The organism is Paenibacillus marchantiae, from assembly GCF_028771845.1.
In the GTDB taxonomy this organism is placed as follows: domain Bacteria; phylum Bacillota; class Bacilli; order Paenibacillales; family Paenibacillaceae; genus Paenibacillus; species Paenibacillus marchantiae.
Genome location: NZ_CP118270.1, coordinates 6,085,997 through 6,098,141, shown reverse-complemented (window position 1 = coordinate 6,098,141; position 12,145 = coordinate 6,085,997). Strand labels below are relative to the sequence as shown.

12 protein-coding genes are annotated in these 12,145 nt (G+C 46.1%); 10 read left to right on the top strand and 2 right to left on the bottom strand.

Annotated elements, in window-relative coordinates; all coding sequences use genetic code 11:
- Positions 1-30: 30 nt before the first annotated feature.
- Complete coding sequence (locus PTQ21_RS27550) at positions 31-288, top strand: hypothetical protein (RefSeq protein ID WP_064636406.1); 258 nt, start codon at positions 31-33, stop codon at positions 286-288.
- A 96-nt stretch (positions 289-384) separates the two neighbouring features.
- Here the strand turns inward: PTQ21_RS27550 and PTQ21_RS27545 are convergent, their stop codons facing one another.
- Entirely contained in the window at positions 385-2,262 is a 1,878-nt protein-coding gene (locus PTQ21_RS27545; protein WP_072734497.1) for a S8 family peptidase, read from the bottom strand.
- A 288-nt stretch (positions 2,263-2,550) separates the two neighbouring features.
- Here PTQ21_RS27545 and PTQ21_RS27540 point away from each other — a divergent pair, with 288 nt between their 5' ends.
- The 6 genes from PTQ21_RS27540 to thiI all read left to right on the top strand — a co-directional run bounded on the left by PTQ21_RS27540 (position 2,551) and on the right by thiI (position 7,476).
- Positions 2,551-3,057 carry a YpuI family protein gene (locus tag PTQ21_RS27540; RefSeq protein ID WP_063567014.1) on the top strand — a complete coding sequence of 169 codons (507 nt, stop codon included), beginning with the start codon at positions 2,551-2,553 and terminating at the stop codon, positions 3,055-3,057.
- A gap of 168 nt (positions 3,058-3,225) precedes the next feature.
- The gene (locus PTQ21_RS27535) at positions 3,226-3,444 is read left to right on the top strand and encodes a DUF1540 domain-containing protein (protein ID WP_064636410.1); all 219 of its coding nucleotides are present in this window, start codon (positions 3,226-3,228) and stop codon (positions 3,442-3,444) included.
- A 34-nt stretch (positions 3,445-3,478) separates the two neighbouring features.
- Complete coding sequence (locus PTQ21_RS27530; protein WP_371121652.1) at positions 3,479-3,898, top strand: hypothetical protein; 420 nt, start codon at positions 3,479-3,481, stop codon at positions 3,896-3,898.
- Between the two features lie 242 nt (positions 3,899-4,140).
- A complete protein-coding gene (locus PTQ21_RS27525) occupies positions 4,141-4,902 on the top strand; it encodes a lytic transglycosylase domain-containing protein (protein ID WP_090809936.1) in 762 nt (253 codons plus the stop codon).
- Between the two features lie 174 nt (positions 4,903-5,076).
- Entirely contained in the window at positions 5,077-6,225 is a 1,149-nt protein-coding gene (locus PTQ21_RS27520) for a cysteine desulfurase family protein (RefSeq protein ID WP_274567831.1), read from the top strand.
- A 6-nt stretch (positions 6,226-6,231) separates the two neighbouring features.
- Positions 6,232-7,476, top strand: coding sequence for a tRNA uracil 4-sulfurtransferase ThiI (gene thiI / locus PTQ21_RS27515; RefSeq protein WP_274567830.1), 1,245 nt, complete (start codon positions 6,232-6,234; stop codon positions 7,474-7,476).
- 130 nt (positions 7,477-7,606) lie between these two features.
- On the opposite strand, the gene PTQ21_RS27510 is transcribed toward thiI, so the two are convergent.
- Positions 7,607-8,308 (bottom strand): TerC family protein, encoded by a 702-nt coding sequence (locus tag PTQ21_RS27510; RefSeq protein ID WP_063567010.1) that lies wholly within the window; start codon positions 8,306-8,308, stop codon positions 7,607-7,609.
- A gap of 105 nt (positions 8,309-8,413) precedes the next feature.
- Between PTQ21_RS27510 and PTQ21_RS27505 the strand changes: the two genes are divergently transcribed.
- The 3 genes from PTQ21_RS27505 to typA all read left to right on the top strand — a co-directional run bounded on the left by PTQ21_RS27505 (position 8,414) and on the right by typA (position 11,875).
- Positions 8,414-9,073, top strand: coding sequence for a TerC family protein (locus PTQ21_RS27505; protein ID WP_063567009.1), 660 nt, complete (start codon positions 8,414-8,416; stop codon positions 9,071-9,073).
- Positions 9,074-9,361: 288 nt separating this feature from the next.
- Positions 9,362-9,856 carry a hypothetical protein gene (locus PTQ21_RS27500; RefSeq protein WP_063567008.1) on the top strand — a complete coding sequence of 165 codons (495 nt, stop codon included), beginning with the start codon at positions 9,362-9,364 and terminating at the stop codon, positions 9,854-9,856.
- Positions 9,857-10,033: 177 nt separating this feature from the next.
- Positions 10,034-11,875 (top strand): translational GTPase TypA, encoded by a 1,842-nt coding sequence (typA, locus tag PTQ21_RS27495; protein ID WP_063567007.1) that lies wholly within the window; start codon positions 10,034-10,036, stop codon positions 11,873-11,875.
- Positions 11,876-12,145: the final 270 nt, after the last annotated feature.

Below are 12,145 nucleotides of genomic sequence, written 5' to 3'. Positions count from 1 at the left end.
TAGTATCACTTGAAAGGGAGTTGGTTTGAAATGAACCATTTCTGTCCACCGCTTTGTCCGATTGTTTGTGACCCAATCCAGGTTGTTGAAGATTATTACATCCCACAAATCGTACCCGTAATTCACCCGATCGAAGTCATCAAAAAACATCACTGTGTGCCGATCCATCATCACATGTATCCTGTCGTGGTCAAAGAAGAAGATCCTTGTTATGTTTCAAGCCACAACGGTAAGAAAAAATCCGTGAAAAAATCAAGCAAATCCCGCACAACTTCTCGCAAGCGCTAGTCGCAGCGGGTGCCCCGGGGAAATAGGTAAACATACCAAAGAGCAGCATACGCCCCGGGGCGCAGCTGCTTTTGTTTTTTTATATCCAGTGTACGGTTATTGTTTGATGTACTTTTTCATTGTATTATCCATTTGCTGTCTCACATGTTGTGGCCAGAACTGGAGTGGGGCACTGTTACCAGAGGCCGCCTCCAATGCTTTAAACACATCGATTTGACCATAACCGAAATACTTGTCATGACCTGGGTCTCCGAGATCTATGACGCTTTGACGCATGAGATCCATGACTTCTGTGTTGGTCAGATCAGGATTGAGTGAGCGAATCAAGCCTGCAAGTGCCGCTACATGGGGGCTTGCCATCGACGTTCCGGACAAGGCTGCATATTGGTTGTTCGGATACGTACTTGCAATGCTGGAGCCTGGAGCCGTCACATCGACGTAATCCCCGTAGTTGGAATAGGAAGCTTTGTTCATGTCCGCATCCGTAGCGGATACCGCAAATACTTCTGGATAAGCGGCAGGGTATCCCGGACGCTCCGTATTATCGTTACCGGTCGCTGCAATTAATACGATGTCGCGATCAAAAGCGTATTTGATAGCATCATGAAGAAATTGGGCATCTGCGTAGTTACCCAGACTCATGTTAATGACCTTGGCTCCATGATCAGCGGCCCAAATGATGCCTTCTGCCACAGCATAGGTTGTGCCTGACCCCGAATTGTCGAGCACTTTAACAGGTAGTACCTTGTTATACCAGCTCATGCCTGCTACACCTTCGTTGTTATTCACAACAGCGCCGATGATGCCTGCTACATGTGTACCATGTCCTACGTCATCAAGTGGTTTGCTCGCTGGATCGACAACGTTATAACCTTTCAGCAGCTTGCCCTTCAAATCAGGATGAGTCAGATCGACGCCGGTGTCTACCACGGCAACGATAACATCCTTGTTGCCCTTCGTAATATTCCAGCCACGGTTAGTCTCAATGGCGGGCAGGTTCCATTGGTAGTCGGAGAACAAAATATCATTGGGCACGGTTACATCTTTTTGTTCAGGTACGGTTTCATTGGTTAAATACATGTAGTGGGGTTCCATATACAGCGGATTCCATTTACGTTCGAAATAAGCATGTAATTGTTGATAATTCATATTTTCCGACCGAAAAACATACGTGTATCCCAGCTTGCGTGCCGATTGCGTCCGCAGGTCAGATTTAATGATGCGCATATCCCGTTCACCTGGATCCTGACGAAAACGGATGACGATTTCATTTTCGTAAAAATGGCTGGCATTGGCATTATCATGTCCTGTTTTTACAGTAATTTCTTTTAGGGTGTCGGGGTGCACAGACTCGATTTTGAATTTACCTTCACGCGGATAAGGGATCATGCGCAAATTTTTGCGCTGATGCTGTTCCACGGCATTCAGTACATTTTGGCTAAACAGAGCGATGACGGCACGTTCTCCATCCTTGGAAGGTTGCGCCATAACAAAAAACTTTTCCTTGCCTAGAGGAAAGGAAGAAGATTCGAAGCTTTGACGTTTGCTCACAGCTTTTTTGGCTAGGGCGAGAGAATGTTCCAGCTTTTGCTGTTCCATCTTGCTTCCTTTTGCTGCTGTTTTGTCAAAGTGCCGGCTGCGAGATCCCTTGGTATTCATTACATCAATAGACCGTATATGATCATGTGTTTGTTGTAGCTCTTTAACGTATTGACTTATTTGCACATCGTTCATTTTGGAGGTCTTCTCAAGCATGATGTTAAGGTGTTGTTTGGCATCCGCACGGGTCAGCAGATCGGTTGATTTTACATCCTGAACTTTAAGACGTTGTTTGCTCGCATGCTCCTCGTGTGGAGAATCGGGCATGGCACTTGGAGCAGGAACAGGGCGATTGGACGTCGGAAGCAAAAGCGTCAAGGCAAGTGCGCCCGCACCCGCGGCAATGGCCCAGTTAACCCATTTCGGTCTGGACATAGGGGATGGAACCTCCTCGTTTATTTTGACAATCATCTTACAGTGCTCTGATTTCATCGTTGTCACTGGATATATCTATCGTTAGGAAAAGCGGTTATTTTTATGCAGGTGAACATCAGGTGAGCTGTGTGTAATGGGCATGTTCAGGGACAGAAAGGGAAAGCCTGATTAAGGGATACCGCTCGTCATCTTTTTATGGTAGGATAGTACCTGAGAATTCAAGGTCAGGGGAGAATCTCCCGTTGGCCGATCTATATGTAAGGACTTATTTAAGGGGGAGCTACCTTTATGTCAGCAGCCAATGTACAGAAAACATGTGAGTCAACTAGGGAAAAGTTAAAACCGGCTATCGATCGGATCGAAAAATTTTTGAATGAAAATGCCTTGCCTGAACTAGATCAGAATCAGACGGAGGAGTCATCAGCCTTCTACAAAGGATTTCTTTCGGATCTCCGTCATTTGCTCGTTTTTTCTGAAGTTTCTTACGAAAAACTTGGCGTTGTGCTGCGTCGTGCCAATTTTGATGTCGATTTTGCCGAAAAGGCTCTCTATAACACATACCATCAAAGCATAAACAGCTTTTTTTATCCTAAAAATGAATGTTACTCCGAAGATGGAAGATATGCTTACACTGGTCAGGATGCGATCCGATTCCGTGATAAGCCGATTCGTGCAGTACGTGATGTCATTCTTGAGATATCGAAAACGTACGAAGAATTGCGTGATGATCTGGCCTTTTATGAAAGTGACTACCTCACGCAGCGTCGGATGCAAAATCAACGCAATCACGCGTAAATACATTTTTTAACTTATATGCGAATTGGACAAAACCGCCCTTGTGGCGGTTTTTTTTGCGTGTTCTTTCAACTGGCATCGCGTATAAAGGAGCATGTCATCATCTGGCATTTCGTTGGAGAATAGCCGATTTACGGTGCGGAGACAATAGATGTCGAGGTGATAAAAATGAGCCAAGAGAAGCCGATCGTCAAATGCAGTGTTGCTAACTGCCACTTTTGGGGAGAAAACAATTTCTGCCAGGCTGATGCCATCATGATTGACATTGACCAACATGCCACCCGTCGCTTACATGAGGAATTTGCCGGAGAGACCTTTGATTCTGATCATCATGATCATGCCCGTACTTCATCTGCAACTTGCTGTCACACATTCAAACCGAAATGAGCAGTCATTCCCATTTATATGGAGGTGCTTTGCATTGAATAATGACCGTAGAGATGATCACCCGTTGCAACGTCCAAAAACGACTCCGTTAGATGAAAAGCAGCGTCAGCGTGTAGACTATCCAAGACGTAGCCACAGGGAAGAGTATGGTGCAGAGGTAGCGCCCCCAACAGGTTCTATTCGAACAGAACCTACGGAAAGAACCGATCATACCCCTGTGAAGCGTGAAGATGACGACGGTGTCATGAAATCTACTGGCCGAATCTCCGGATATATGGGTCTGGCCTTTGGTATCGCATCCTTATTTATGTGGTCCATTGTCCTTGGTCCAGCTGCAGCGGTACTTGGTTACTATGCTTACGTCAATGGCCGGAAAACGGCGGGTGCGTGGTCCATTGGACTTGGCGCAGTGGCAACACTTAGCTATTTCTTCATGATTCCATTCGCCCGTTAATAAAGCAAAAACATGATCTGATTATCAGTACAAAAAATGATAACCGAACTGGATATGAGTTGGTTATTTGCAGCCTTCTGCTTCCACCTTACTTAAGGGGTGATTGCAGAAGGTTTTTTCGCATATACGCAATGAAGTTGTAAAATCGGAATATTTTTTTGAAAACAATGGAACCTGCCTGTAAAATAATGTAGAATAAAGTCATAATCTACGTTTACATTATACGGGAGTGAATATAACTCATGCAGATTGATCCGCGCGCGTCGCGGCAGTTGCTGGAACTGCAATTGTCCAATAGTCTCAACGAAACAAATGCATCGGATGGAAACTCCGCTTCAACAGTGGATTTTGCCAGTATGATGGACGGGCTGCTCGGGACGAATTCAAATACTTTGAACAATACTAGTACCGTAGGCGAAGAAGTGAATTCTGCTGCGATCTCCAAACGATCCAGTGACGGTCTGTTGTGGCTGCAACTGGGCAGCATGTATAACCCGGATGCAAGTTCTGTTTCTTCCTCGAACAGTAATGTGGTTTCTTTATCTTCCCTGTTAAATACTGGAGCAGTCGATTCGGGTGCATCTGTACCTACAGATTTTGAATCTTTGATTGCCTCAGCGAGCGCCAAATATGGGGTGCCTGAATCTTTGATCAAGGCGGTTATTGATACAGAATCCGGTTTCAATCCAAATGTAGTGTCTTCCGCAGGTGCCAAGGGACTAATGCAGTTGATGGATGGGACGGCAGCAGGGTTGGGAGTAAGCAACGCTTACGATCCCGCTCAAAATATAGATGGTGGAACCAAATACCTTTCTCTCCAGCTCCAGCGTTTTGGTGGCGAGGTGAAGATGGCACTTGCTGCTTATAATGCCGGACCGGGACGGGTTTCGAGTCTGGGTGTATCGAGTGACGCTGAACTGATGAGTGTACTTAACCGCCTCCCTTCGGAAACACAGGCTTATATCTCCAAAGTGGAGAAAGCACAGTCGAAATATTCGGTATAAATGGTATAGACCAAAGAAATGGCAACACAACAGTACGCCCAGGAAGAGATCAAACGCGGGAACAGCAGTCTTAAATGTGCTTAGTTCCTGTTTGGTCTTTTTGTGTTGAGCGGGGATCGTGTTACAATGCTCACTGTAGATTCCACAACGAAGAGACAAGGAGGGGAACCTCATTTGAAATATTTTGATTATGCAGCAACGACGCCTCCTCATCCGGATGTCGTTCGTACAATGGCCGAGATTATGGAGGCGCAATATGGGAATCCGTCATCGATACATGGATATGGTGAGCGAGCCCATCAATTGTTGCGCCGAGCGCGATCTGGTTGTGCCGCCGCAATTGATGTGAAACCGGAAGAAATCGTATTTACCTCAGGCGCAACTGAGAGCAACAATCTTGCCATTAAAGGGGCGGCATTACAGTATCAGTCTCGGGGCAAACACATTATTACAACTGCAACGGAACATGCTTCAGTTTACGAGAGTTTTGTGCAGCTACAGCAGTGGGGATGGGAGGTCACTTGGCTTCCCGTGGATTCCGATGGTCTGGTTAGCGCCCAGCAGGTAGTGGATGCCATAAGATCGGATACGGTGCTTGTGAGTCTGATGCATGTGAACAATGAAACAGGAGCGAAACATCCAATTGCTGAAATCGGTGTACGACTGAAAAAGGAAGCACCAAAGGTGCTTTTTCATGTAGATGGTGTGCAGGGTTTTGGCAAGATGGAAGCTAAACCTGCGGCATGGGGCGCGGATCTTTACAGCTTGTCTGCTCACAAGATTCGTGGTCCCAAAGGAGCTGGTCTTCTCTACGTACGAAGTGGAGTCGAGCTAACGCCTTTACTGTCAGGGGGTTCCCAAGAGCAGGGACTAAGAGCGGGTACTGAAAATGTACCTTTGCTTGTGGGTATGGCGAAGGCGATGCGTCTCGCTGCGGAACGTCAGGCTGACTTTGCACAGCGTACAACGATTTTGCGAGATCGTATCATGGAGGTCATAGATACTATTCCCGGACTTGTGTTAAATAGTCGTAAGGAGGGTGCGCCGCACATTGTTCATTTTTCCTATCCTGGAATGAAGGCAGAAGTGGCGCTGCATACCCTTGAACAACTTGGAGTAACTGTTTCTACACAATCTGCCTGCTCTTCGCGATCGGCTGAACCCAGCAGGGTATTGCTTGCCATGGGCAGGGATAATGCTTGTGCTGCTGGTGGATTGCGTATTAGTCTTGGAGATGAACATACAGAAGAAGATGTGGCACTGCTGGAGCAGGCTTTACATCAGATGGTGGCGCAGCTGCGCCCGTTGGAAAGGCGGATGTGATTTTAGATGAAATATGATATGCTGCTTCTCCGTTTCGGAGAGTTTATGTTAAAAGGAAAAAACCGTGCCCGGTTCGAAAAAACAATCATCACCCAGGTACGTTCCCTGCTCAAACCTTATCCAGGTGCAAGTCTGCGGAAGGAGTTTGGACGGTTGTATGTTGATCTGGGTGGCGAATCTCATACAGAGCTGATCGCTGTGCTGAAACGAGTATTCGGCGTTATGTCGATCAGTCCGGTTAAAGTGACCCCATCGGAGACTGACCAAATCGTGGAGACAGCCGTTGCTTTTATGGATGAAAGAGAGTCTGAATTCAAAGACGGTACCACGTTTAAAGTTAATGCACGGCGTGTTTGGAAAGAGTTCCCCAATTCTTCGCATGAAATGAACCATCTGGTAGGTTCTCCGATTCTTCGGAAATTCCAGCAGTTAAGCGTCGACGTGCGTCAACCTGACATTGAACTGCGCGTGGAAATTCGGGATCAGGGCACGTATATCTTCAGTGAGGTGATTCCGGCCGTAGGCGGGTTCCCCCTTGGCACAAATGGAAAAGCGATGCTGTTATTATCGGGTGGCATAGACAGCCCTGTAGCGGCATGGTCTTCGATGCGTAGAGGCCTGGAAGTGGAATGTGTACACTTTTACAGTTATCCGTTCACAAGCCAGCGTGCCAAAGAAAAGGTCATTGATTTGGCGCGTGCACTTGCTGATCATGCAGGCACAATTAAGCTGCATCTGGTCCCTTTTACGGAAATTCAAACTGCATTTACCCAACTGGGACAGGATAACTTGATCATCACACTGATGCGCCGCTCTATGTTACGTATTGCAACCAAGCTGGCTGAACGTGAGCGTGCGCTTGCACTGATTACCGGAGATAGTCTGGGTCAGGTAGCGAGCCAGACCCTGCCAAGCATGAATGTCATTGGACGTGCGACGGATCTGCCGTTGCTGCGACCACTTGTCATGATGGACAAACAGGAAATTATAACTTTATCCAAACAGATCGGGACGTATGATATATCGATTCTGCCATATGAAGACTGTTGTACTCTTTTTGTACCGAAATCCCCATCCACCAATCCGAATCTTCGCATTGTGGACAAGATTGAAGCAACCATGAGTCAACTGCCGGAATGGGTGGAGCAGGCGGTGGAGCAGACAGAAACAATTACGCTTCATGCAGGTGAAAACTTTATTGTCACCAATCAGCAGAATGAAGTTAATGACATGAAAGAAGAGTGGTTCTGAGGAACCGTATTGTGGATTGAATAACATAATAAGGACTATGTTATCTTCTTGAAGAAAAAGGACTGCCGATGTATTATCGGTCAGTCCTTTTTTTATGGTTGTGTTTGATGGGAATCCCATTTAATAAAGCTTAGGAATAGGAGTGCTGCCGTTCTCCACCTGGTTTATTGCTGCTTGCACGTTTGCGATATCCTGCAAATACAACACCAGCAGTAACGAGAACGATAAATAAGATTCTCAGTGCCGGATGCTCAGTGAAGAAAGGTACAAGACGCTGCTCCTCTGTGATCATGTTTGAAGCCGTATACCCAAGCACGATAGCTCCAAGATAAATGATCCAAGGGAAATGGTTAATTAATTTGATAAACAACGTACTGCCCCACACGATAATAGGTACACTGATCAGCAGTCCGAGTATAACAAGCACCAAGTGCTGCTGTGCTGCACCAGCAACGGCGATGACGTTATCCAGTCCCATGGCAGCGTCTGCGATGACAATCGTTCGCACGGCTACCCAGAGAGAACTGCCAGCCTTGATATCCGAATGCTCTTCCCCTTGATCTGCCAATAGCTTGTACGCAATCCAGATCAGGAGTAATCCCCCAACAAGGAGTAGCCATGGCACTTTAAGCAGCCAGAGCACAATCACGGTGGCTACAATGCGAATCAAAAGTGCACCGCCTGTTCCGTAAAGAATCGCCCTTTTCTGCACAGAAGGGTGCAAATTTCGAGCTGCGAGACCAATCACGATGGCATTATCGCCAGCCAGAATTAGATCAATAAATACAACGTTCAACAACGCTAGCCAAAAAGCGGGGCTAAACAGCTCCATACGATGTCACTCCTTCTATATATCCAAACCTGAGAAAGCTTGTTCAACGTTTAAGAATAGCATGGACAACTTTGACATACAAGTTAGAGTGGGGGGATGAGGAGCATGGATACGCTATGGCTGCTGACCGAAATATTAATGATCAATCTGGTTCTGAGTGGAGATAACGCGGTTGTTATTGCCCTTGCAAGCAAGGATTTGCCGGCGAGACAGCGCAAGCAGGCGGTATGGTGGGGGGCTTTCGGCGCTGTTGTTTTGCGTTGTTTGTTAACCTTTGCAGCTGTGCTGCTGTTGGGTATTCCTTTTATTCAGGCGGCTGGCGGTTTGCTGTTGCTCTGGATTGCTGTCAAGCTGCTGCTTCAGAATGAAGATGAAGTACATATTCGTAAGGCGTCCACGACCTGGAAAGCGATCCAAACGATTTTGATTGCTGACTTTGTCATGAGTCTGGATAACGTTCTCGCGATTGCTGCGCTGGCGGATGGGGACTTGGCGCTCACGGTCATCGGAATTGCCATAAGTATTCCGATTGTGGTATGGGGCAGCGGATTAATTGTCGGTTTGTTGAAGCGGTTTCCGATTCTGGTATTTGCCGGTTCAGGTATTCTGGCCTTCACAGCAGGTGAGATGGTGATGAATGATCCGAAGCTGGGACAGTGGCTCGGTGGCTTGGCTGCTGAGGCGCATACACTGCTGCCTGTAGCTATGGCTTGTCTTGTAATCGCGATTGGAGGAGCGCACAAGTTTGTTCGTCGAAACGTGTAAGTCGATTTGAGCAAATGGAAATGTGAATTTTCTGGCGAACTGCCCGTAAAGGGCAGTTTTTTGCTGTATTTATTTGTTCAGAAGAAATGGGTGAACTTGAATAAGTCATAGACCGATCATTTTAGGGTAATACAGGATAATGGAGAGAGGCGAAGTACGACATAAAGTGTAGTTTTTTGCATACACATCGGCTACACTAGAAGAAGGCTGGGAACAGTCAGTCATCATGGTGTGCTTATAGTTTATCTTACGGGGTACATAGCCAAATGTTATAAGAGGTGATTGTAGATGAGGATGAGAAATGAAAAAGCAATCGGAATATTTATTTTTGTTGCAGGTTTAATAATTTTACTCGGTAAACTAGGTGTGTTTGGCTTTATTGGACGGCACTTCTGGCCTTTGCTCATCTTGTTGCCTGGTATTGCTCTTCATGCATTATATTATGCAAGGCTCACGCCATCATGGTCACTCGTTCCAGCAGGAACATTAACCGTCTATGGTCTGTTGTTCGGAATCACGAATACATGGGGCAGCGGATTGATGAGCAACCTGTGGCCTGCTTTTTTGCTTGGAATTGCCGTTGGTTTGCTTGAATATGCACTGGCTGATCATCGAAGACCCGCAATGGTACTTCCGGTGGCATTGGGCGTGGGCATCCTTTCAATTATTTTATTCGGATTTACACTGCTTCACACCGGTATTATCTATGTACTGGCGGTAATTTTGATTGTAGGCGGGATGTGGTTGCTGTTTGGCCGAGGACGCCAAGGGAGAGGCTGGTAACATTCCCAGTGGTCTTTCAAGCGAAATATCTTGATTTTTACCTATGATCAACTATAATATAAGGGATATAGGCATGCGTCGGGATATCACCGACGCTTATTTTGGGTGAGTAACCTGCGAATTTGCGGGAAGTTTAGTAGATAAGAATTGAAATTGGAAAGGATATGGATACAAACCATGCATTCAAGAGAACACATTCGCAATATTGCGATTATTGCCCACGTCGACCACGGGAAAACAACGCTCGTCGACAAGTTGCTCCAGCAATCCGGTACTTTCCGTGATCACGAAACGGTACAGGAGCGCGCAATGGACTCCAACGATTTGGAGCGTGAACGCGGTATTACGATTCTGGCCAAAAACACAGCTATTACCTATAAAGATTACCTGATCAATATTGTGGATACACCAGGACACGCCGACTTTGGTGGTGAAGTGGAACGTATCATGAAAATGGTTGACGGCGTTTTGCTCGTTGTTGATGCTTACGAAGGATGTATGCCGCAAACGAAATTCGTACTTCGTAAAGCTTTGGAGCACAACCTGACACCAATCGTTGTTGTAAACAAAATTGACCGTCCAGCGGCTCGTCCGACTGAGGTTATTGATGAAGTACTGGACCTGTTCATTGAACTGGGTGCCAACGATCAACAACTTGAATTCCCTGTTGTATATGCTTCCGCATTGAACGGAACATCCAGCATGGATAATGATCCTGCAAAACAGGATGACAACATGATGGCGATTTACAATACCATCGTTAGTCATATCCCACACCCTACCGAAAATGTTGAAGAACCACTTCAATTCCTCGTTACTTTGATGGACTACAATGAATACCTTGGCCGTATTGCCATTGGTCGTGTTAACCGCGGTGTGATCCGTCAAGGACAATCGGTAACGGTTATTATGCGTGATGGTAAGAGCAAAACTGCACGTATCGAGAAACTGTTCGGTTTCCAGGGTCTCAAACGTATTGAGACGGAAGAAGCAGGAGCAGGTGACATCGTTGCGATTGCAGGAATCAAGGACATCAACATTGGTGAAACCATCGCTGATCCGAACAACCCAGAAGCACTTCCAGTTTTGAAAATTGATGAGCCTACACTGCAAATGACGTTCCTCGTGAACAACAGTCCATTCGCAGGTCGTGAAGGTAAATGGGTAACTTCCCGTAAACTTCGTGAGCGTTTGTTCAAAGAATTGGAAACTGACGTATCCCTTCGTGTTGACGAAACGGATAGCCCGGATGCATTTGTCGTTTCTGGACGTGGTGAGCTTCACTTAGGTATCCTGATTGAAAATATGCGTCGTGAAGGATATGAGCTTCAAGTATCCAAACCAGAAGTTATCGTTAAAGAAGTTGACGGTAAGAAAATGGAACCTCTAGAGCGCTTGTTGATTGATATCCCTGAAGAAAGCATGGGTTCCGTAATGGAGAGCCTGGGCGCACGTAAAGCAGAGATGGTTAACATGGTCAACACAGGTAGTGGTCAAGTTCGTCTGGAGTTCCTGATTCCAGCACGTGGTTTGATCGGATATAGCACCAACTTCCTGACATTGACTCGTGGTTACGGTGTAATGAACCATGCATTTGACAGCTACGCTCCAGTAGTATCCGGTCAAGTAGGTGGACGTCACCAAGGCGTGCTGATCTCAACTGAAACTGGTACATCTACGTTCTATGGCATGATGGGCGTTGAGGATCGCGGTACGCTCTTCTTGGAGCCGGGTACTGAAATCTACGAAGGTATGATTGTTGGTGAACATACACGTGACAATGATATCGTTGTTAACATCTGCAAAGAAAAACAACTGACTAACGTTCGTTCTTCTGGTAAAGATGATACGGTTAAAATTAAAACTCCGATTATCTTCTCGTTGGAACAGGCGCTTGAATATCTGAATGAAGATGAATATTGTGAGATTACACCAAAATCTATTCGTCTCCGTAAGAAGATCCTGAACAAATCCGAGCGTGAGCGTGCAGAAAAACAACGCAAAATGGCTACAAAATAACACCTAACTACAACTAAAATAAATGATATAAGTTAACGTTTGATGGAACACATATACACCATCGACGTCGATTACAACCCGCTGAAGTAGTGGAGGATTCGGAATCGATTCTGTAGGAGCGAAGCGTTCGCCTTTATCCCCGGATTTTACCATTGAGAAATGGATCAAAAAAATATGGGGATAACAGCGACCGAAAGAACGATCCGAATCCGAAACGGTCACATGCAGAGTTTTGTAATTTATGTTGTTGGAAGGGTTCCATCAACCAGT

Excerpts from the sequence above, each read along its gene's own strand:
- PTQ21_RS27550 (WP_064636406.1), top strand. The coding sequence starts at position 31 with ATGAACCATTTCTGTCCACCGCTTTGTCCGATTGTTTGTGACCCAATC.
- PTQ21_RS27545 (WP_072734497.1), bottom strand. The coding sequence starts at position 2,262 with ATGTCCAGACCGAAATGGGTTAACTGGGCCATTGCCGCGGGTGCGGGC.
- PTQ21_RS27540 (WP_063567014.1), top strand. The coding sequence starts at position 2,551 with ATGTCAGCAGCCAATGTACAGAAAACATGTGAGTCAACTAGGGAAAAG.
- PTQ21_RS27535 (WP_064636410.1), top strand. The coding sequence starts at position 3,226 with ATGAGCCAAGAGAAGCCGATCGTCAAATGCAGTGTTGCTAACTGCCAC.
- PTQ21_RS27525 (WP_090809936.1), top strand. The coding sequence starts at position 4,141 with ATGCAGATTGATCCGCGCGCGTCGCGGCAGTTGCTGGAACTGCAATTG.
- thiI (WP_274567830.1), top strand. The coding sequence starts at position 6,232 with ATGAAATATGATATGCTGCTTCTCCGTTTCGGAGAGTTTATGTTAAAA.
- PTQ21_RS27510 (WP_063567010.1), bottom strand. The coding sequence starts at position 8,308 with ATGGAGCTGTTTAGCCCCGCTTTTTGGCTAGCGTTGTTGAACGTTGTA.
- PTQ21_RS27505 (WP_063567009.1), top strand. The coding sequence starts at position 8,414 with ATGGATACGCTATGGCTGCTGACCGAAATATTAATGATCAATCTGGTT.
- PTQ21_RS27500 (WP_063567008.1), top strand. The coding sequence starts at position 9,362 with ATGAGGATGAGAAATGAAAAAGCAATCGGAATATTTATTTTTGTTGCA.
- typA (WP_063567007.1), top strand. The coding sequence starts at position 10,034 with ATGCATTCAAGAGAACACATTCGCAATATTGCGATTATTGCCCACGTC.